The sequence below is a fragment of the Kaistella sp. 97-N-M2 genome (assembly GCF_021513235.1).
Classification (GTDB): domain Bacteria; phylum Bacteroidota; class Bacteroidia; order Flavobacteriales; family Weeksellaceae; genus Kaistella.
The window spans coordinates 835,659-857,370 of record NZ_CP090976.1; the positions used below are offsets into that span (position 1 = coordinate 835,659).

A 21,712-nucleotide genomic window follows, 5' to 3' on the forward strand; every position below is an offset into this window, starting at 1 on the left:
GTAGACGACCTCCTCTTCTGAACTTATTAAGCAGCCTTATTTTCTTTTTTGAAAATAAAATACGAATAAACTGCCGGTACAAGGGTGATGATTCCCGTAATAATAAAGAAGGTGAGGACATTCATCTTGTCGTCCAGAAACAAGGCAGAAATGATGACCAACAAACCGCCCGCCAGCCATAATTTTCCTGCAAGCCGATGCGTTTCTTTCCACACGGTTTCGCTTTCCAGCGTCCACGGGGTGCGTATTCCAATAAAATAATTGGCTTTGATGGTTTTGAAATAATTTCCAAAAACAAGATACATTAAACCGACAAACACAAAAATAAGATTTGGATTTGTAAAATTTTGGTGGTGCGCTGAAAAGATCAGGAACAACGCTAACCCGGACATGAGTGTGGTGAGCACAAATTTTAAAGAATTTAATTTATTGCCCATTTTATTCAGTTTGTTCTTTGGATCGATCTTCGGTACCACTAAAAAGATAAGGTAAACAAGCAAAGGCAGCAAAATGGGTATCAAAATCATTTCTGTTTTCTCGCCATAACGGTCTACCTCCCCGCGGATGTTCCAGTGTACAGGGACTTTCTGCGGTAATTTATTCCAAATGATCGCTAAATAGACAAACGGCAAAAGGACGATGCTAATAATGGGTAATTCTTTTTTGAGGTTCATGGCTTATTTTTTTAGGGTGAGAATCCAGGTTAATAAATCTTCTAAAATGCTTGTGTTGAGGGAATATTCTACAAACTGGCCTTTCTTTTCGCTGGTGATGAGATCGGCTCTTTTCAATATGTCCAGATGGTGAGAAATGCTGGGTTTGGAGATATTGAAATGATCTGCAATTTCGCCGGCATTTCTGTCTTTTTCCTTCAAAAGATCGATGATCTGTCGGCGCGTTTCATCATTAAGAGCTTTAAAAAGCGCATTCATTTGATTAGTTATTTAGACAAATGTCTAAATTAATTTTTACTTACGCAATACTTTTATCATTTTTATCTACTTAGGTCTGAGAGAATTAAGGCAAACAACCCATTGTATGCCGGCCTGAAAAATAGAAAAGCAGGCTAAATATTCTTTAACTGACCGATTAATTTAAAGCAGGTATTTTTCCAGATAAAATAAAGGTTGTTCATCAGGGTGAAATGCAGTACCTTTGCCACCGCAAAACCACAGTATAAGGTGCAAAGCGTAAAGAACCTCCTGTTGTAAATTATTATAAAAAAAAATTATAAAAATATTGAATTATGATTAAAAAAATACTGAATATCCTGGGTGCAACCGCTCTTTTGTTTGCGGTATCCTGTAGAGAAGACGGTGCAGACCTGGAAAAAGGCGCAGCGGGAGGCAATGATCTTATTATCAACTCCGATGCGAATGCTTTAAGTAAAAGAATTGATTATAAAAATTCCGGAATTTTAACCCTTAATGACGGGTTGGGACGAAAAAATGACGTCGCAGGAGATTTCCCGCTCGTCTTGGTGGCCGAATTGGCTGCTCCGAGCTATGAAGGAAAAACACTTCGTGCTACCCATGTTGCGGTTGAAGGGAATTTCGCTTATGTTTCTTACAATACAGAAGGTGACGCTTATCTAGGAGCCATCGAGGTCATCGATATCAGCAATCCTAATGTCCCGCAAATGGTGATGCAGGCGATCATGCCGAATACAGATATCAGTTCGGTACGGTACGATCAGGGACAATTATACATTGCCGGCGCAACTAATGTTGATGCAACCAATGCCAAAACTGCAGCTTTGGTAGGAAGAATGTCGCTTAACGGTGGGATGCTTAGTGATAATTTTGTCACCACTTCCCTTCCCGGGAAAGTAGGAACCGATGTTACCTCAACGGCTTCTAAATATTATGCAGTATCCGGTGCAACCGGAGCTTTAACTCAAATTAATAAAGCAGACAACAATATCGAATTTACCGTACCGGTTCAGGATCTGAGAGCGGTGGGCAGTACAGGAAATAAAATTGTTATTTTAAGCGGAACAAACGGTGTTAAAGTCTATGATGCCAACGGACTAAACCCGGTTTCTTCTTTTGCCGCTTATACCGACATTGCAGAATCCAAAAGAACCCTCGATTTCATGGGTGAAAGACTTTTGGTTTCTCAGGGTAAAAATGGTGTTGGTGTTTATAACCTGGCAACAGGAGCCAAAATACAAACTTTGGCTTTACCCGACACTGTGAACGGTGTAGATCCTGAAGACATCGTAACCAACGCCGTATCTGTGAATGCAGACAAAGCCTTTGTTGCCAACGGTGGCGCCGGTTTATTTGTATACGAAAACAAAGCAGAGCAGCTTGATCTTTTGGGATCCATAGATTTACTGGGTTCGTCAAATTACGTGATGAGTAAAGGCGACTATATTTTTGTTGCTACCGGAACAGGCGGACTGAAAATCATTAAATATGTTGCACCGGATAATGGCACAGTAAACTGCACCTCTTACGCAGATTACAATGGTGGCGAATGGCTGAATGTGAATTCCGGAGAAATCCGCGAATTTAAAGGAACAAAAAGCTTAAAAGGAATAAATGTTAACAATATCCTCAGCTGGTGTGGCGCATTAACTGCGACGGAAAGCGTGAATGTTAACAGTAATGCAACCTTCAATATGTACGGAAAACTCTATCAGGGGAGCCAACAGAATCGTTGGAACGGTTTAAATATCAACAGCGGTTCCCTCTTTAATCTGGAAGGAGATTTAACGACCTACGGAAACATGACTTTAAACAGCAACGGATCGCTTAAAGTAAAAGGAAACGTAACCATTTTTGGTGATCTTACCTTGAATAATGGCGCTAAAATAGAATTTGTAGGAACCCGTTCCGTCATCACCATCCACGGAAAAGTGACCAAAAACGGAACTTCTACGATTACAGGAACCTATACGGATACAAATAATAAACTATAAATTCAAAAGTAAATATATACTAAAAAGAGAAGCTGCTTCAAAGTGGCTTCTCTTTCTGCTTTGTACCGGTACAAACAAAATTGCTTACCTTGTGTATTTATCAACTTGCACCCGTGTAATTATATGAAGAACAAAATATTAATTGTGGAGAAAAATGAGATCATCAGATCCTCCATCTTACATGTTTTAAAAAGAGAAGGCTACGATGCCAGCGCGGTCTCGAACGGAAAGAATGCTTTCGACCTATTGCAGGCAGAAAAATTCGATATCGTGATTCTAAATATCCTACTGCAGTATTATTCAGGCTTCGAAATTATCAGTTTAATTCGTGGCCGGCAAGACCTTCATCAAACAAAAATCCTCGTCATCTCCAATAACTTCACGGCGGACAATATGTACCGGCTTTACCAAATGGGTATCGACGATATGATTAAGAAACCGTTTCAGCCCATGGAAATGATCTGTCGGATTGCGAAACTTAAAGAACTCATAAAGAAAATTGATCTTGCATAGTTTCCTCTCCAACTTTCCCCGGTATCTTTTGTATTTGATCATTTTCAACTTTTCGATCATTTTTCTAGGTTGGATGCTGGTTGCGCTATATAACCTGTCTTCTTCCTTTTATAAAAAAAGCAACGAAGAGTTAGAGGCGCAATTCATCAAAATACTTCGTGAGCTTTTATTAAACCAACCGGCGTTCGAATTAGCAGACCTGAAACCACTTATCGATCTGGGCGTTCAGCGTAAAAGACGGATTCGGGAAATTTTTATTGAAAGCCTAACCCAATATTCGTGTTTTCTGGATGGAGATGCGGCCGAAAACATCACAAAAATCTACCGTTTGCTTGGTCTTGAGAAATACAAAATAAAAGAACTCTCCAGCATCTACGATTCCAACATCATCCACGCGCTAGACGAACTTACAAGATTTAAAGTACCCATAAAACGCGAAGTGATGGTGCGGTTGCAAAAAAGCAGGAACAGCATGATTCAGGAACTGGCTAATTCCTATACGTTAACGATATACAGGGATAACATTTACGATTTTTTCACCTTTAATGAAGATGCGTTTACAAAATGGATGAACCTCACCTATTTTCAGTTGATCATTAACCGAACCGATCTTAAAAAACCCCATTTCCAGCAGTGGATCAGTCCTCATTACAAACCAACAGTGGTTAAACTGGCCATGGATTTAGCGTCCTACTACTATCAGCACAATGCCGCGGAAAAAATTCACCCCCTGCTTACTACGCCGGATGCTGCATTCCGTTTTGAAATGATTAATAATTTAGGAAAACTCAACTACCCTGCGTCGCCACCGATATTAATGGAATTATATGACCGCGAAGAAGATATGAGATGTAAAAGAGAAATCATAAAAAGCCTTGGATACATGACTTACCAAACCGTGCAGGTGAGGGATTTTCTGGAAAAAACCCTGGAAAACGAGAGCGGAATCAATTTAAGAAAAGCAATAATTATTGCCTTAAAAAGAGCCAAATCAGAATCCACAATTCCGTCGGTTAACTTCCCCGCGCTGGAGAAGCAATTACAAAAACATAATCAGTAGAACTATGGTGAAGGACCTTATTTTTTATCTCACGAATTTTGTTGAAAAGGTTTTATTTTCGGAGGTTTTTTCTCACCTGATTGCATCCATCGCAGTTGTTTTATTCAGCACTTTATTAATCATCAATGTGGTGTCTTATATATCGATCAGGCGGTTTTTATTTATCCGGAAGTTCAACCAGGGTTTGCAGTTGTCGGTTATGAACGACGCGCCCGGCATCAGCATCATTACAGGTGCTTATAATGAGTCGGTAACAATCATCGATAATGTACATTCCCTGCTATCGCTGAACTATCATAAGTTTGAACTGGTTGTGGTGAACGACGGAAGCAAGGATGATACCTTAGAAAAAATGATTACAGAATTCGACCTGATGGAAAGTCATTATATTTTCGAAACCCTTATACCTTGCGAACCCATCAAAAAAATCTACCGCTCGCGGGATCTAGCCTATAAAAGCCTTGTGGTCATCGATAAAGTAAATGGCGGCGGAAAAGCAGATGCCATTAATGCGGGCTTAAATATTGCGAAATATGATTATTTTCTCAATATCGATGTAGACTGCATATTGGATTTTAATGCTTTAAACCTGATGATGGAAGTTGTTTTGAACGAAAAAAACCGGTGCGTTGGCGTAGGTGCGACGCTTCGGATGTCCAACAGCAGTATCGTGCATCGTGGAACGCTGGATGCCATTAAAGCACCAAAAAACATACTGGTCCGTTTTCAGGAACTCGAATATATCCGCTCGTTTATTCTCGGGAAAATGGCCTGGTCTTACATGAATGCCCTGCCCAATATCTCCGGAGGTTTGGGCCTTTTTGATAAAGAAATTGTTTTAAATATAGGCGGTTACGATAAACATTCCTTAGGCGAAGACATGGATTTGGTCTTTCGGATGGTCATTTACATGCAGGAAACCGGGCAGAAGTACAGTGTACGCAGCATTCCGCAAACGCTTTGCTGGACCGAAGGCCCGGATACGCTTAAAATCCTGATGCGGCAACGGGTGCGGTGGGCACGTGGTTTATTTCAGATCCTAAGAAAGAACCGCCGCGTCCTCTTTAATCCAAAATACGGAAAAATGGGCTTCATCATTTATCCTTACAATCTTTTTTTTGAATTTCTGTCGCCTTTCGTCGAAATTGGTGGTGTTTTCATTTTTCTTTATTTCTTTTTCATTTATAAAACGCTTTTGGTAGGATTGCTGGTGATGACATTTACCATAATGACTTTTTACATCGCACTAAGTTTTTCGGCAGTATTTATGGACCGAAAAATATTTAACTACTACAAATCCAGCCGCACCACTTTCGGCATTTCTGCGATGGCCTTTCTGGAACCTCTTTTATACCATCCGCTCATTGTGTATTGCGGACTCAAGGGATATTTTGAGGAGTTGGTTGGCAAGAAGAAGGCCTGGGGCGAAATGCCGAGAAAAGGATTTACCAAAAACATATAACTCAAATAAAATTAAATAATGATCTATAAAACACTTCTTTTTTTTGTACTGCTGACCTCAGCACCAGTTTTCGCCCAAGAAAAAACTGCTGATTCGACGATGATTATCCAAAACAGTACGATATCCCCCGCGGCAACGGAAGTCATTGCAGTACACGACTCGGTTACACCCAGGCCGCAAAATCAGATTGGTGTAATGCACCTTCAAGGTCTTTATGGCAGTGGTCTGGCGACGATGAGCATTACTTCTGTTCAGTATCTGCGACGGATGAATAATGAAAAAGTGACGCTCATAGGAAGAGCGAATCTGCGGACACGCGCAAAAAATTCCAGTGTCAAATATGATGTGGAGACCTATATAAAACACGGTAAAAAGCATTATTCCTTTCTCAGCGCGAGCGTTTCCGATGAAAAAATGTTTCCGGGTTTCGAAGCGTCTTACTCTTTTTACAGCGCTTTAAAGAAAGGATATGAACTGGAAACCGGTGTTAAATATCTGTCGGCCCAAAATTTTAGTCTTTTTACGCCTGTTCTCGGGTTGAGCAAGGAATTTGGAAATAATTTGGTGACGTTCCGCAATTTCTTTACGCTTACCGAAAACGACTTCTATTATGCGAACACTTTAGCCTGGAAAAATTTTCTGAATGAGAAAAGAGATCATCTTTCGGTAATGACGGGCTTTGGTAATGCACCCGACAGTAAAAACATCGATTTTGCGGCAGATTTTATAAGCAACAAATCTTTCTTTGTGGGTTTGGGCTATGAAAAAAATATTAAACCTTTTAAACTTTCGGCCTCAACGGTTTACAACAGAAATAATTACAGCATCGGGCGGAAATTTAATCAGGTCGATTTTTATCTCAATTTGTTTTATGATTTCTAAACCAACACATGCGCTACATTTTTTTATTCTTAATGATTTTTGCCATGTTCAGCCCATCTAAAACTGACGCACAGGTGGTGCAGCTTGCGAAGAGCGGTGTTTCCGCCTATGAAATCCTTCTGGCCGAAAATGTTTCTTCTACCGAAATAAAGGCAGCGGAAGTGCTGCAAAATTATTTTTACGAGGTCACACGCGTAAAATTGCCCATTGCACGAAAACCTGAAGAAGCTAAACTTTATATTGCTCTCAAAAAAAACTCAACCTTGGAAGATGAAGGTTCGGCGGAGGGATTTACCATTAAAAATGATGGAAAGCAGATCGTCATTAAAGGCGGAACGGAGACAGGTATGCTTTATGGCGTTTATTATTTTGTACGCACGCTTCTGCACTGCAAAAAATGGGCACCGAATGAAAAAGCAGAATGTCCCAAAATCCTCGATTTAAAAATACAATTTCCCCTAAATATTGTTGAAATACCCGCTTTCGCTTATCGTGAAGTTTATAGCACCGCCGAAAATGATCAGGAATATATGGATTGGTACGGGCTTCACCGGCTTGATGACCTTTGGGGGTTGTGGGGACATTCCTTCAGCAAACTCGTGCCTACTTATTTTTTCAGTACCCATCCCGAATACTTTGCGCTGGTCGATGGTCAGCGCCGGACCGATCAGTTGTGTCTTTCGAATAAAGAAGTTTTAAAAATTACTTTAGAAAATTTAAGCCAACATTTTAAGGATAATCCGGCGGCCAAATATTGGTCTGTAAGTCCGAATGACAATAACAATTTCTGCGAATGTGAACTTTGTCGAAAAACCGATGAGGAAGAAGGCGGGCCGCAAGGATCCCTTATTCGCTTCGTTAATAAAATCGCAGCGCACTATCCCGAAAAAACCTTTACAACACTGGCGTATGGTGCGACTCTCGAACCACCGCAACACACGAAACCTCGCGCCAACGTTATAATTTTTCTCAGCAACATCGATCTCTACAGAAATCAACCGGTCGCCACAGAACCTTCCGCCGCGCGTTTCAGGAATATTTTAAAGGGCTGGCTTAACCAGACTTCGCGAATTTTTATTTGGGATTATTACACCCAGTTTACCAATTATTTAGCGCCTTTTCCGGACGCACGAAATATCGGCGTAAATATCGACTATTATAAAAAACTTGGCGTGACAGGAGTTTTCGCGCAGATGGGCGGAAATTCCTACGTTGATCAAAATGAATTGAAAACGTATCTACTTTCCAGAAAACTCTGGAATGCCACCCTCAACGACGAACAGCTGCTTGAGGAATTTCTTCAGGGATATTATGGAAACGCAGCGCCGCTCATTAAAGACTACATGCTCCGTTTAAAAAAATCGCTCGGGGAGTCGCGCCGACGTTTGGATATTTATGGTAATCCCGTAAATGAGTACAATTCCTATCTCTCACCGAATAAAATGGAAGATTTCAGTAATCAGTTTGACGCGGCGGAAAAACTCGCGGAAAATTCCGTCATCCGACAGAGGATCCAAAAACTGCGCTTGGCATTTGACTTTACTTACCTGCAGCAGGCACGCTTTTACGGCCTGGAAAAACATGGCGCGTTCACCGAAAACCGATCCGGAAAATTAAGTGTTCGAAAAGATTTGCCTTTACGGGTAAAACGATTTGTTAAAAAGGCCGAAGCCGCAGGCGTAAAGGCGCTATCGGAAGGCGGCATCGCACCTGCGGAATATCTGCAGGAATGGAAAAAGGTTTTTGAAAATGGACTTATTAAAAATAAAGCACTGGGAGCAAAAGTGCAGTTTCACAAGCCCTTCGTTCCCGAATTTCCGGCGAAAGAAGAAGCCACACTTACCGATGGCATGTATGGCTTTAAAGATTTCAGTTATAACTGGCTTCTCTTTGAAAATGGATTTTCAGCTACGCTGGATCTTTCCGCGGAAAAACAGGTGGAAAAGGTGACCATCGACTTTCTCGAAGATCAAAGACACTGGATTTTTCTGCCCGCTTCTGTGATCATTCACGTTTCAACGGACGGAAATGCCTTTCAGGAAGTGAAACAGCCCGTATTTTTCTCCTTGAAAGAGAAAGATACCGCAGAAACACATAAAGCCCGTTTTTCCGTCGGTAGCAAAGTTCGGTTCATTAAAATTTCTGCCGAACCGTTACAAACTTTACCCGCGTGGAAACCCTCCAGATCTAAAAAACCTCTTATCGCGATTGCCGAAATCTGGGTAGAATAAAGCTTCCAAAACTCATAAATTGTGTAACGATCGAAATCTTTTTTTAACTTTTCTTATCCTGCCCGTCGGTTTCTTGCGGCATTTGTGACATGTCCATGTAGAAAATTTCCCAGGTATAACCGTCGAAATCTTCAACCGTTCGCTGTTGCATAAAACCATAATCCTTCAGTTCGCCAACTTCTTTGCCCCCCGCCTGAAGTCCGCGTTCAACAACGTCGTTCACCTTCGACATACTTTCCATTGATAAAGAAAAAAGTGCCGCTACCTGCGATTTTGAATCGGCGAGAGGTTTGGTTGCAAAAGAAGCGAACTTTTCGTGCGTGAGGAGCATCACGTAAATGCTTTCACTCCAAACTATGCATTTGCCGGTGTCGTCGGAAAATTTCGGTTCGTTCCTGAAACCTAAGGCAGTGTAAAAATCCATCGATTGATGCAGGTCTTTCACCGCCAAATTGATAAAGATTTGTTTTGTCATTCTGCTAAATTTTAAAAGTTATGGTTATTGCGATTGCGTATTTTTTAAACGTCAGCTTCCAGAAAAAACCAAAGTTTCTCCAGGTCAAAAAAATGTAGTTTCAACGTGCTTAGAGTGATTATAACTTCTGCTTAAAAGGTCCTGATGCCCTTTTCTTTGAGTCTTTTATAAGGTGTAAAATGTCGGGCGTAGATTTTGGCAAAGCGCGAGAAATAACATTAAAAATCTGCAATAATAAGTTTCTTCATCCTCATCATTTTTTTGAAAGCGCCGGGTTTTTTGTTAAGTTCTTCCCAGTTTTCGGGACAAACCTGCCAGCTGAGACCATACTTGTCTTTGAGCCACCCGCACACGCTTTCTTCACCGCCGTTTTCAGTGAGGGCATTCCAGTAATAGTCGATTTCTTTTTGGTCTTTGCAGGGAATCATGAACGAAATGGCTTCATTGAATTTGAATAGCGGGCCCGCATTGATGCCGACGAAGCACATTCCTAAAATTTCGAACTCCACCGTAAGAACTTTACCGGCGTACTCTCTCTGAAAATCTGCCAGACCTTCTTCTTCAGTCTCCGGATAGTACGTTGTATTTACGATTTTACCGTCTTTAAAAATGGACAGGTAATAATTGGCGGCCTCTTTTGCAGTGCCGTCGAACCACAGATTTGGAATAATTTTTTGCATGGCATTTGTGTTTTTAGGTAGATTATTTAGTAGAAAGCCGTTTGAATGCAGACATTTAAAATATAAGCGTTCGGACAGCTGCTTAAAGAACATTGTGATTTTGGTCATACTCATCGTGCAACCGCCACCAGCCGCCCGGTTTGTCCGCACCGCGACCCTCGGGTTTTTCCCAATCTTCCTGTCGTCCAAAAGGCGTAAGGTCAAGGTAGTGCAAAGTTCCCATAAGGAGTTCGCAGCCACGTTCGTACGCGGAATAGGTATGGAAAATGCGGTCGCCCTGCCGGATAAAAATGCTGTTGCCGGGTTGTTCGCCCTTCCACTTCTTCCAGTTTTCGCCCAGCGTGCTTACGTCCTGATAGTTGTAAATATTCGACCCGCGCGCGGCGTCAATTGTGACATGAAAATCATAATTAAAATCAGATTCGAAGGAGGAATACCAGGGGAAAGTCCATCCCATTCTCTTTTTAAATTGTTCGAGCTTTTTCAAAGGCGCTTTCGAGACGAGCGCCTAAGTGGCATCGCGGGCGTGCAGATGTGCCAGGTTTCCGATATTGTCCGTTTGAAGCGAGCAGCCTTTGCACCCAGCCTCCCACTCAGGATCGAACATAAAATGCTGAACAATTAACTGGTGGCGCCCTTCAAACATATCCAGTAAACTTGCCTTGCCGTTGGGACCATCGAACGTGTAGTCCTTTTTGATTTCGACCATTGGCAATTCGCGCCGTTTCATGCTGATCTCTTCAAGGTGTTTGCTGAATTCCTTTTCTTCAAGGAGCAGCTTTTTGCGCTCTGTAAGCCATTCTTCGCGCGAAACAATGGCAGGAAGTTTAAAGTGAGTAGTTTCCATCATAATTACATTTTAAGGTTAATATTTTTAATGCAATTTATACCTGAAGGATATTTAACATCCGCGGAGCGCGGGAAAGATCAAGTTTTTACTTAAACTTTCTTCAACTTCAAAATATGAAGGGCTAAAATAAGAAGTCCAATACTGACACCCGCAAGTAAGCCCGTCGCCATGTCGTTTAGGACCAGGAAGTGCGAATAGATTTGAGAAGCTGATATTATAAACAGTCCACTTACGATTAAAAGGGAGGATTTTTTAGGTAATTCGGTTTTCATCACACTGGATTTTAAATTATTTAAAATAAGTATATCAGGTGAAAATTTTGTTACAGGAAACTGTGCTGTATATTTTCTAACGTCAGGAGCGCGAGGAATATTTTGTTTTTAATATTTTAAGCCGGAGAAAATTGTGCGCTAAATTTTAACAATATTTAAAAAATCAAATATTTTAGCCCAAAATAAGGCTACAGATGCTGAATACGTATGATAGCTATGTGTTGAAATTCTGTTTTCCAAAAAAAAACGCAACCTAAAAAAGTTGCGTTTTGTATTAATAAAAAATTTACTGTTATGGCATTTTGAATCCGCGAGTCGTAATCCGGCCATATTCATCGACATATTTTACCTGAACATTTCCTTTATACCCCTGTAAAATTTTCTCTACATCTTTCTGCGAGTTTACGGGTTTGCCGTTTACTTCGATGACGATGTAATTATCAACCACGCCAATTTTCGACATTTCGCTGCCATCCTGTACGTTTCTTGCGATAACACCACTGTTAAGACCGTAATCGGTTTTGAATTTTTCGCTTAACGGCTCAAAATCTGCCCCAATTTTTTCCGATACGGACAAATCTTCCTTACTTCTGGTTGAGGTACCGTTTTTCTGATCTTTTAAAGTAACGTTAACGGTATTTTCTTTTCCATTTCGTAAATAAGTAACCGCTACCTTGTCGCCGGGCCTTTTGCTACCGACCGCGAAAGAAAGATCATAATAACTGGAAATCACTACGTTGTCCACTTTTGTGATGATGTCGCCTGTTCTTAAACCTGCATCTTCTGCGCCACCTTTGTCGGCAACGCCTGCTAAATAAACACCGTCACTGGCTTTAATATTGGTTTTTTTCTGTTGATTATATGCTGCTACCTGCCGCGGATCTGATAAATCCAAAGGCATTACGCCCAAAAATCCACGCTGAACCAAACCAAACTGCTTAATATCTTCAACCACTTTTCGGGCTAAGTTGGAGGGAACGGCGAAACCATATCCTTCATAATATCCTGTTTTGGAAGAAATGGCAGAATTAATTCCGATCAATTCTCCATTTGGATTCACCAAAGCGCCGCCGGAGTTTCCGGGATTAATGGCCGCATCGGTTTGAATAAAACTTTCGATAGGTGTTTTAGATTGCTGACTCAGTAAATCGATGCTCCGTCCTTTTGCAGAAACAATTCCCGCAGTTACGGTCGAATTCAATCCGAGAGGATTACCAACGGCCAAAACCCACTGTCCGACTTCCACATTATCAGAATTGGCAAAATTAAGATAGGGCAAACCTTTCTCTTCAATTTTTAATAAAGCGATATCGGTCATTGGATCGGTACCGATTAAATTGGCCACGTACGATTTTTTGTTGGAAAGAACAACTTCCAGTTTATTTGCGCCTGCAATCACGTGATTATTGGAGATAATATATCCGTCCGGCGAAATAATTACGCCCGAACCCATTCCCGACGGCATGTTGGGAGGGGTCTGCTGCTGCTGCGGCTGTCTGTCGCCAAAAGGATTACCAAAAAACAGATCGAACATATCCTGATTGCTTCTCGATGATGTTTTGTTGGAATAATTTTTTATGCTTACAACCGCCGGGACAGTCATTTTTGAGGCTTTCACGAAATCATCGCCTACGCCAGTCATGTTAAAGGACGCATACTGCGCATTATCGGCCTTGGGTGCGAAATAAGAGAAATCTGAATTTCCGTTATTAGGATTAAAATAATTGATTGCTCCGAAAGTGGTCGCGCCGGAGATTACCCCTACAAAGGCAAAGGGAATTAGTTTTTTGAGAGTATTCTTCATCGTCATAAAATTTAAAAAAATTTTGTTGTTTCTATCAGAACAAATTTAGTGCTAGATAGGTATACAGAAAAAATGCATTGTTTCAAATTTAACGTAACATTAACAAGATTTACCACTTTTTAATGAAATAAGCCAAATTAAAGAAAATTATTCCCAAAATGCCATTGTCAGCAATGTCATTTTGTCATGTTGGAAACCGCCATAAAAGCCGTTTTTTAAAAGGCAATTTTCATAAAATTTTCTCACCTCGATTGCTTTGTTTAAATTTGTTACAATCACCAATATATGAATCTTAACATTACCAACGAAACCTCCAAACTAAAATCAGTCGTGCTGGGCATGCCCAATTCTATGGGACATCCTCATTCCTTAGAAGACAGTTACGATGCGAAAAGTTATCAATCCTTACAAAACGGCATCTATCCTACGGAAGATCACATTGTTCAGGAAATGACGGAGTTCGAAAAAATCTTAAGAAAACACGATGTGGAAGTATTTCGCCCTAATCTGATCAACGATTATAATCAGGTTTTTGCGCGGGATGTCGCTTTTGTTATCGATGATAAAATGATTATCTCCAATATTATTCAGGATCGGTATGACGAGCAGGATGCTTACCGTAAAATATTCGCACGCGTTGGCTGGAAAAAAATCATCAATCTTCCGGATACGGCTCATATCGAAGGTGGCGATGTTATCGTGTGGAATGATTTCCTCTTTATCGGCACGTGTTTCTCCGAAGATTACCGAAATTTTAAAACCGCGCGCACAAACGAATACGCCATTGAGGTTTTAAAGGAATACTTCCCGAAAAAAAGAATTATCGATCTGGAATTAAAAAAGAACGACATCGACCCGTACCAAGGCATTCTTCATTTGGACTGCACCTTTAATCCCATCGGGACAGACAAATGCATTATCTATAAGGACGGATTTGTCGACGAAAGTGATTATCGGCTTTTGATCGACATTTTTGGCGAGGAAAACTGTTTCCACGTGACGCAGCAGGAAATGTTTGAAATGAATCCGAACATTTTTTCGATTTCTCCCGAAATTGTAGTGTCGGACTCTTCTTTTACGAGAATGAACGATCACCTCCGGAACGAATGGGGAATGACGGTAGAAGAAATTACGTATCGCGAGATCTCGAAAATGGGTGGTTTGTTGCGATGTTCTACACTTCCTTTAGTGCGCGAATAAATTCAAAACAAAAATTTCAGGAACTCAATTGTTTCAGCTTTTTAATTTCCTCCTCTGTTACGAATGTATCATAATCTTTTATGGCCGAGGAATGAAAACTCGTTGCGCCTGTAAATTCTTTCAGCGCCGCGATATTGCCGGAGCGCACGCCGCCGCCAATTAAGATCTCAATCTTGTGGGAATACTTTTCGACAAGATTTTTAAGGTTGTCCTTTCCTTCCATCGCAGTGCCTTTTCCACCTGAGGTTAAAACGCTTCGGAAACCAAGTTTAATTAAAGTTTGAATTGATTTGTCCAAATCTGAAGTTCGGTCGAAAGCCCGATGAAATGTGCACGGAGTATCGCCCGCAAGTGTAAGAAGTTCTTTATTTTTAGCGACATCGATTTCGTTCTGCGCATCTAAAATGCCAAATACAAAACCGTCGGCGCCGGCTTCTTTGAAGGTGATGATGCTGCTTTTCATCTGGATGAATTCTGCGGCGGAATAATAAAACGGACCACCTTTCGGACGAATCATAACGTAAACCGGCGTTTTATAATTGCGTTTTAGGTGCAGGAATTCGTAAAAATCGGGCGTGGTTCCCCCAAGTTCCATATTGTCGCAGAATTCAATGCGGTCCGCCATAGAATGTAAGGCAGTTTCGGCGGAAGTGATTTCAAAACAGGCAATTTCTAGCATGGGTTTTTTATTATCTATAAATTTAAGTATTTTTGCGCAATAGCAGATCAATGCTAACTAAAACTTATATTTAATGCAAACAGCCAGTACCGTTTTGATGGTAGAACCGATCGCTTTCGGCTACAATTCTCAAACTGCAGAAAACAATTATTTCCAGGTAGAACAGAAAGATGCCGACATTCAGGAAAAAGCGCTTCAGGAATTCAATGATTTTGCGGCCAAACTTCGCAGTAAGGGCGTCAAAGTTGTTACGGTACAGGATACTTTGGAGCCGCACTCGCCGGACTCCATTTTCCCGAACAACTGGGTGAGTTTTCACGAGAACGGAAAAGCAGTTTTTTATCCCATGTTTGCGCCGAACAGACGCGTAGAAAGACGTACCGACATTTTAGATACGCTGAGAAGCGAAGGCTTTTCGATTGAGAAAGTGGAAGATTTTTCCCATTTCGAAAATGAAGAAAAATATCTGGAAGGAACCGGAAGCATGATTTTCGACCACGATTATAAAATCGCGTACGGGTCGGTTTCGCTGCGGTTGGATGAAGAATTATTTAGAAAATTCTGCGCGGAATTCGGCTTTACTCCCGTTGTTTTTCACTCCTTTCAAAATGTAGGCGATCAAAGATTACCTATTTATCACACGAATGTGATGATGTGCGTGGCGAAAGAGTTTGTGGTTATTTGTCTGGACTGCATCGATGATGAAATGGAGCGGGAAAAAGTTCAGGAAGTCATCAAATCAACCAATAAAGAACTGATCGAAATTTCCGAAGACCAGCTTCAGCAGTTTGCGGGAAATATGCTGCAGGTTCAAAACGAAGCAGGCGAGAAATTTTTGGTGATGAGCGAAACGGCTTACAAATCTTTAACATCAGACCAAATTCAACGCATCGAAAATCACTGCGAAATTATTCATGCAGATCTGAACACGATAGAAACGAACGGCGGCGGCAGCGCAAGATGCATGTTGGCGGAAGTTTTTTTACCGAAAGCATTGTAAAATTCAGTGAAAAAAAACGGAAGAGAAGATTTGAATTTACCCGAAAAAAATCGATTTGCTCGATCCCAATTTACCATAAAATATTTTAAATAAAAAAAGCCCTCAGAAATTCTGGGGGCTTTCTCGAAAAATAAAATATATAATGAAGTAATAGTTTATCGCGTTCTGGATTTAATGTCTTTGTCGGCGCTGTCGATGTCGCGTACTTTTTTAACTTTCTGATTTCCAAAGTTGTAAACGATAGTCAGTTCCAGACTTTGGTTGTACCGATTTTGGTTGATGTAGTTGTAATTGCCATTTGTCTGGTAGTCTTCAATTTCCACCAAATTCGTTTTCAGCGCATCGTTAAGACCGAGGGAAAACGTCCATTGATCCCAGATTTTCTTCACATTTAAATCTAAACTCATCAAGCTTTTCAACTCTCCCAAATCTAAGCGCTGTTTATCGACGTAGAAATAATTGACACCCAAAAACCAGGTTTTATTTTTGTCGAGGCGGATGTTGTTGTTGGTTTGAAGTACGAAGCTGTTGGATTTGATATGATTTTCGTAAAGCGGAAAAATGTCGCCGGTTAAAGGATCCATATCTAAACTTCCGTCGTTAACATTGCGCTGAACGCCAACGTTGAAGTTGCTCGTCAGGTAACCTTTAAAAAAGCTTTTCTGCATTCCGATCATGGCACTCATCTCCTGCTGGTCGCCGAAATTGGTCCGGATATATCTCAACTGATTTTTACCGTTGATCACGCCCTGCAACGGAACCTGCGTAATGACATCTTTTGTAAAAGTATGTTTCAAAATCAGAAAATACGAATTTTTATACATGTACGTAAACTCATGATTATACACGGAAGAAGCTTTCACGAAAGGATTGTTTTGGGTATAATTAAATTCCGTTAAAATATTTCGCACGGGATTCAGCTCCCAAAAACTCGGTCTCCGCATTCTGCTCGAAAAGGCATAAGAAATATTGTTGTTATCGTTAACGGCGTAGTTGAGACTTACATAAGGTAAAAATTTATCGTAATCTCTTTTGATGTTGCGCAGTTTTTCGTCCTGTGCGTTATCCGATTTTCCGAGACTTTGGGTCAGTTCATATCGCGCACCGATCTTTCCGGAGAATTTGGGCGAAAAGATTTTTTCAAGGGTTACGTAACCGCCGTAAATATTTTCGTCATATAAAAAATGATTGGGCTTCTGCGTAAGCGAATCGTTTCTGTAATTAAAAGTGTCGTATTTCGTATCGTTGTCGGTTTTTGTTTTATTAAAATTGCCGCCGAAAGAAAGAGTGAGGTCTTTTTTAAACTTTTGAATATAATCTGCGGTAGCCGAAAAATTATCGATGTACTGCGGCTGTTCCATATAAATCTTCTGCAGTATTCCTAAATCATTTTTATTCGCGTCGGACTTAATGGTGAAGTTATTCGAACTTTGAAATCTGCGGTACAAAAGGCCGGCGGCGTTTAAATTCAGTTTACTGCCAAGCGAATCGGTTTTCATTTCGTAGTTTAAATTAACCGAATTATTATACGATCTCGCGTTTTCTTTGCTTCTGGTCCACGTATAATCGGTGGTATTTTCGGCTAAATCGGTGGTCGTATTGAAGAGGTTGATGGTGGAATCATAACTTCGGTTTGCACGCGAATTATAGGTCAGCGCCAAACTGTTGTTGTCGTTAAACTGGTAATCGATGTTCAGATAGCCGCCCAGATTTCTGTTCGGATCGGAAATTCGGCCTTCGGACTGGTTAGTGGCGGCGCTGTTTCCGTTTCGCAAAATATAATACTGTTCTTCAATATTATCGTTCGTGTTAATATTCGTGCTGATGCCTAATTTATCTTTTCTGTAATTTAAACTTACGCCGGCGCCGGAAGAATTATTGTAACTCTGCTCATTATTCATGCGCATATTTCCGTTCAGGCCGTCGCCAACTTTCTTTTTCAAAATGATGTTGATGATCCCGTCCGAAGATTCCACTTTAAATTCACTTCCGGGCAAGGTGATGACCTCAATTTTCTGAATATTTTCTGCCGGTGTATTTTTTAAAAACTGCACCAGCGATTCCGCATCCATCTGCGTTTCGCGGCCATTGATATAAATTACAGCGTTGGATTTTCCGGCGATAGTAAGTGTTTTATCATCCGTAGAAGAAACCAAAGGTGTTTCTTTCAACAATCCGAAAGCCGTATTTCCTTTCGCTACCGGCGAATTGGCAACGTCATACACGAAACGGTCGCTTTCTTTTTTGAAGATCTTTTTCGTCATAACAACTCCTTCAATTTTCTGAACTTTTACAGAGTCGTTTTTTTGATTTCCCTGCGCAAAAGCGAGCGTGGCAGAAAGTAAAGAGAGCGTAGTAATTAGTTTTTTCATGGCTTAAGTTTTAAAAAGAAAAAGAAGGAAGCTTGGTTATTAGTTTTGATTGGTTATCAGTTCGGTTATTAGTTTTTGCTTCCTTCTTTTCTCTGGTCAGTAGTTTTAGTTTTATTGGATCTTACATTGCAAAGATATATATTTATTTTAGTATTATGCAATACAAAGTAGTGTAACATTTTGATTTCAATATTTAAATGACTGAAAACCAGCTTAAAAAATTTACGTAACTAAATTTGCAGTACCCTAAAGACAAACGAAAAGCCGAAAGTGTTACATCCGAACACAAAAAAAGAGCGGAAAAAATCCGCTCCAGTTTTTAAAAAAAATTAGAATTATCGGGCAGGGAGAAATTATTCTCTGCCGAAACGCGCCAGTTTTTTATCAATCCAAATGGTCGCAAACGGAAAGAAGGCAGCAATCACCGCAAACACGGTGTCTTCGTCATCCCACCGAAAGATCTTCCGTGCAGACATCAACATCAAAAGATAAAGACTGAAAAAGAGTCCGTGAATGTTGCCGACGATAATAATGTAAATTGTAGGTAAAAGCGCATCGCGGTCGTACCGGATCCAGATCATGGCGCTGAAGAGAAAACACCAGGAAACTGCTTCTGCGACGCAAATCTGCTTAAACCATTTTATTAGTTTTTCTTCAGAATATTTTGAAAAAAAGTTTTCGATGAAGTTCATATCGGGAAATAAATTGCTTTACTGAAAAGATCAACGCCAAATTTACGGATTAAAAAGCCTTTAACCGAACATTTCTACCTATAAGCGCTGCTGCCATCAAGATATTCGAAAACCTCTGGCGGCAGCATGGGCCGCACATTTTTGCCGGCTTTGATCATGTTGCGGATTTCCGTAGCTGAAATTTCTACAATGGGCGCGCTAATTAAGGAAATATTTTCGTGCTGAAGATATTCGTGATCTTTCTTTTCCCCTTCGAAAGTCCGTGGATAAACGATGATCTGATGATTTTTAATTAAAGTTTCGGAGTTTTTCCACTTCGAAAGGCTTTTCAGATTGTCTTCGCCCATCATCAGGGCAAAAGAATAATCGGGATGTTTTTCGTGCAGATAGGTTAACGTATCAATCGTATAACTCGGCTTTGGCAAAGAAAACTCCACGTTGGAAGCGCGCATTTTCGGGTAATTTTTAACCGCGACCTGCACCATATCTAACCGGTTATGATCGCTCAGCAAAGATTTTTTGTCTTTAAAAGGGTTTTGCGGGCTCACTACAAACCACAATTCCTCCATATCGGAGTTTTCCAGAATATAGTTCGCCAAAATTAAATGTCCGATATGGATGGGATTGAAACTCCCGAAAAACAAGCCTATTTTTTTCATGAATTTTAATTTGTCAATCTTTCAAAGCCGATTTTACCTGAAAGTTTATAATGATGTTCTAAAGATAAAAATTAATTAATTAACGCGCCAGCCGCGGCTGTCTGATTTCGTTTCTTAAATTTTATTTTGAAAATCATCTTTATTTTCATTAAAAAATTCGTCTGTATAATAAACTTCCGTAAATTGAGTTTCACATTGTGAACCATTATTATTGAAAATATTCTATCTCATATTTCTGCTGTGCATCTGTGTTTTTTTTAAAGCTCAGGAAAAAGAATATCAACTCATCGATGCAACGACGAATAAAAAAACAATTGTCCGGGATTCTGTTTCCGCGGTAAAGTTTCTGGATTCACTTTCTCAAAATAATTATTATTTAACGGAAGTTCTAAGCGTTAAAAAGGATGGCGCCATTACCGAAATTTATTTTGATAAAGGCAAAAATTTCAACGAAGCTCAGGTCAAAATTCCGCAAGAAATTGCCAAAACTTCAAAGATCGAAACCGAATTTTTTACGAAAAATTTAGACTCTCTTAAAAAAGAAATCAGCGAAAGGTACCGAAATCAGGGATTTGCATTTAACCGCGTGAAATCGAAATTTACGGGGATGAAAAACAACATTCCGCAGGTGGAGATTTCCGTAATCGAAGGCGCACAAAGAAAAATTGATGCTTTTGTTATTAAAGGTTACGAAAAAGTGCCCTCGCGTTTCATCAAAAATTTAGAAACAGAATTCAAAGGAAAAACCTACGACGATAAGAATTTAGTCGCGCTGAACCAGTCGTTACAAAATCATCCTTTTGTCCTTCTGGAGAAACCGCCGCAAACGCTTTTTACAAAAGATTCGACGCAGGTTTTTCTGTTTCTGCAGAAAAAGAAATCCAACTCTTTCGACGGCGTCATCGGTTTTGGAAACGACAAAACCGATAAATTTACGTTCAATGGAAGTTTAAACGTGAATTTCAGAAATATGTTCAACAGCTTCGAAACGGTGAATATCTTCTGGCAGCGGAATCCGGATAAAGCGCAGACTTTCGATCTGCAAACCGACATCCCGTATCTCTTTAAGTCCAATATCGGAACCAACATCAACGTCAATATTTTTCGGCAGGATTCCACTTTTGCAAGTGTAAAATTATTGCCGAGCGTTTACCTTCATTTAACCAACCGCCAGAAACTTGGTCTTCGCGGACGTTTTGAAACTTCCACGGTGACGGATTCGCTTTATGTTCAGGGAAAAGATTTTAATAAAAAAGGCATCGGATTGTGGTACGAAATTACAGAACCTTCGGACGTAGAACTTTTTCTTTACAAAACACGGATCCGGGCAGAAGCGGATTATATTTCGACGAAGTACACGAAAGAAAATATCGACGTTCAGCAAAATAATTTTCTGGTCTCGGCGGAAAGAAATTTTCATATTTCGGGCAACCATTACTTAAACCTGCGGGCTGAAACTGCCTTATTAAATTCAAAAAACGAATTTGCGACGAACGAACTTTTACGTTTTGGCGGCTGGAATTCTTTCCGTGGCTTTAACGAAAACTCTCTGTTGGCAGATTTCTACTATTTCGGCACCGCGGAGTACCGTTATCTCGTGGGGAATCAGGCTTTTTTTGATGTCTTCGGACAATACGGCCAACTCAACAACAAAAGCATCGGCCTTCAGCCCAAATTGTACAGCGCTGGACTAGGTTTCAACTTTTTTCTGCCTATCGGCCTCATGAGTTTTCAGATTTCAAACGGGAATGAGTTCGGAAATCCCGTGAAATTCGGCGATACAAAAATCCACTGGGGCATTCTGAGCCGCTTTTAAAAAAAGGTGATTTTCACGTTTTTTAATCACGTCTGCATTTTTTTCTAAATTTTTCGACAAAAACTTATACCTTTGTTTTGCATTCGGTAATATCCTATATACCAATGCATTACGCGGCAACTAACACCAGTGGTTGCGA

The 21,712-nt window shown here is 40.4% G+C and carries 18 protein-coding genes and 1 pseudogene; 9 read left to right on the forward strand and 10 right to left on the reverse strand.

The window, feature by feature from the left end; translation table 11 throughout:
* Positions 1-26 precede the first annotated feature (26 nt).
* The gene (locus tag L0B70_RS04100) at positions 27-674 is read right to left on the reverse strand and encodes an SdpI family protein (protein WP_235143029.1); all 648 of its coding nucleotides are present in this window, start codon (positions 672-674) and stop codon (positions 27-29) included.
* A 3-nt stretch (positions 675-677) separates the two neighbouring features.
* Positions 678-932 (reverse strand): autorepressor SdpR family transcription factor, encoded by a 255-nt coding sequence (locus tag L0B70_RS04105; RefSeq protein ID WP_235143030.1) that lies wholly within the window; start codon positions 930-932, stop codon positions 678-680.
* Positions 933-1,246: 314 nt separating this feature from the next.
* On the opposite strand from L0B70_RS04105, the gene L0B70_RS04110 reads away from it, so the two are divergent.
* From L0B70_RS04110 to L0B70_RS04135, 6 genes are all read left to right on the forward strand, one after another.
* Positions 1,247-2,926, forward strand: coding sequence for a hypothetical protein (locus tag L0B70_RS04110; RefSeq protein WP_235143031.1), 1,680 nt, complete (start codon positions 1,247-1,249; stop codon positions 2,924-2,926).
* 123 nt (positions 2,927-3,049) lie between these two features.
* Positions 3,050-3,439, forward strand: coding sequence for a PleD family two-component system response regulator (locus L0B70_RS04115; RefSeq protein WP_235143032.1), 390 nt, complete (start codon positions 3,050-3,052; stop codon positions 3,437-3,439).
* Between the two features lie 73 nt (positions 3,440-3,512).
* A complete protein-coding gene (locus L0B70_RS04120) occupies positions 3,513-4,499 on the forward strand; it encodes a HEAT repeat domain-containing protein (RefSeq protein ID WP_235143033.1) in 987 nt (328 codons plus the stop codon).
* A gap of 4 nt (positions 4,500-4,503) precedes the next feature.
* Complete coding sequence (locus tag L0B70_RS04125) at positions 4,504-5,961, forward strand: glycosyltransferase (RefSeq protein WP_235143034.1); 1,458 nt, start codon at positions 4,504-4,506, stop codon at positions 5,959-5,961.
* 18 nt (positions 5,962-5,979) lie between these two features.
* Entirely contained in the window at positions 5,980-6,843 is an 864-nt protein-coding gene (locus L0B70_RS04130) for a YaiO family outer membrane beta-barrel protein (protein WP_235143035.1), read from the forward strand.
* Between the two features lie 8 nt (positions 6,844-6,851).
* Entirely contained in the window at positions 6,852-9,074 is a 2,223-nt protein-coding gene (locus tag L0B70_RS04135) for a DUF4838 domain-containing protein (RefSeq protein WP_235143036.1), read from the forward strand.
* Positions 9,075-9,117: 43 nt separating this feature from the next.
* Here the strand turns inward: L0B70_RS04135 and L0B70_RS04140 are convergent, their stop codons facing one another.
* From L0B70_RS04140 to L0B70_RS04155, 4 genes and pseudogenes are all read right to left on the reverse strand, one after another.
* Positions 9,118-9,549, reverse strand: a complete 432-nt coding sequence (locus L0B70_RS04140) for a VOC family protein (protein WP_235143037.1) — start codon at positions 9,547-9,549, stop codon at positions 9,118-9,120.
* A gap of 218 nt (positions 9,550-9,767) precedes the next feature.
* Complete coding sequence (locus L0B70_RS04145) at positions 9,768-10,229, reverse strand: VOC family protein (protein WP_235143038.1); 462 nt, start codon at positions 10,227-10,229, stop codon at positions 9,768-9,770.
* Positions 10,230-10,311: 82 nt separating this feature from the next.
* Positions 10,312-11,079 (reverse strand): annotated as a pseudogene (locus tag L0B70_RS04150) (DUF899 domain-containing protein).
* Between the two features lie 564 nt (positions 11,080-11,643).
* Complete coding sequence (locus tag L0B70_RS04155; RefSeq protein ID WP_235143039.1) at positions 11,644-13,155, reverse strand: Do family serine endopeptidase; 1,512 nt, start codon at positions 13,153-13,155, stop codon at positions 11,644-11,646.
* A 285-nt stretch (positions 13,156-13,440) separates the two neighbouring features.
* On the opposite strand from L0B70_RS04155, the gene L0B70_RS04160 reads away from it, so the two are divergent.
* Positions 13,441-14,355 (forward strand): dimethylarginine dimethylaminohydrolase family protein, encoded by a 915-nt coding sequence (locus tag L0B70_RS04160; protein WP_235143040.1) that lies wholly within the window; start codon positions 13,441-13,443, stop codon positions 14,353-14,355.
* A 16-nt stretch (positions 14,356-14,371) separates the two neighbouring features.
* Here the strand turns inward: L0B70_RS04160 and L0B70_RS04165 are convergent, their stop codons facing one another.
* Positions 14,372-15,034 carry a copper homeostasis protein CutC gene (locus L0B70_RS04165; RefSeq protein ID WP_235143041.1) on the reverse strand — a complete coding sequence of 221 codons (663 nt, stop codon included), beginning with the start codon at positions 15,032-15,034 and terminating at the stop codon, positions 14,372-14,374.
* Between the two features lie 73 nt (positions 15,035-15,107).
* On the opposite strand from L0B70_RS04165, the gene ctlX reads away from it, so the two are divergent.
* Positions 15,108-16,034, forward strand: a complete 927-nt coding sequence (gene ctlX, locus L0B70_RS04170) for a citrulline utilization hydrolase CtlX (RefSeq protein WP_235143042.1) — start codon at positions 15,108-15,110, stop codon at positions 16,032-16,034.
* Between the two features lie 155 nt (positions 16,035-16,189).
* Here the strand turns inward: ctlX and L0B70_RS04175 are convergent, their stop codons facing one another.
* From L0B70_RS04175 to nadD, 3 genes are all read right to left on the reverse strand, one after another.
* A complete protein-coding gene (locus L0B70_RS04175; RefSeq protein WP_235143043.1) occupies positions 16,190-18,406 on the reverse strand; it encodes a TonB-dependent receptor domain-containing protein in 2,217 nt (738 codons plus the stop codon).
* Between the two features lie 353 nt (positions 18,407-18,759).
* A complete protein-coding gene (locus L0B70_RS04180) occupies positions 18,760-19,098 on the reverse strand; it encodes a DUF3817 domain-containing protein (protein WP_235143044.1) in 339 nt (112 codons plus the stop codon).
* A gap of 74 nt (positions 19,099-19,172) precedes the next feature.
* Complete coding sequence (gene nadD / locus L0B70_RS04185; protein WP_235143045.1) at positions 19,173-19,757, reverse strand: nicotinate (nicotinamide) nucleotide adenylyltransferase; 585 nt, start codon at positions 19,755-19,757, stop codon at positions 19,173-19,175.
* A 211-nt stretch (positions 19,758-19,968) separates the two neighbouring features.
* Between nadD and L0B70_RS04190 the strand changes: the two genes are divergently transcribed.
* Complete coding sequence (locus L0B70_RS04190; RefSeq protein ID WP_235143046.1) at positions 19,969-21,573, forward strand: hypothetical protein; 1,605 nt, start codon at positions 19,969-19,971, stop codon at positions 21,571-21,573.
* Positions 21,574-21,712 lie beyond the last annotated feature (139 nt).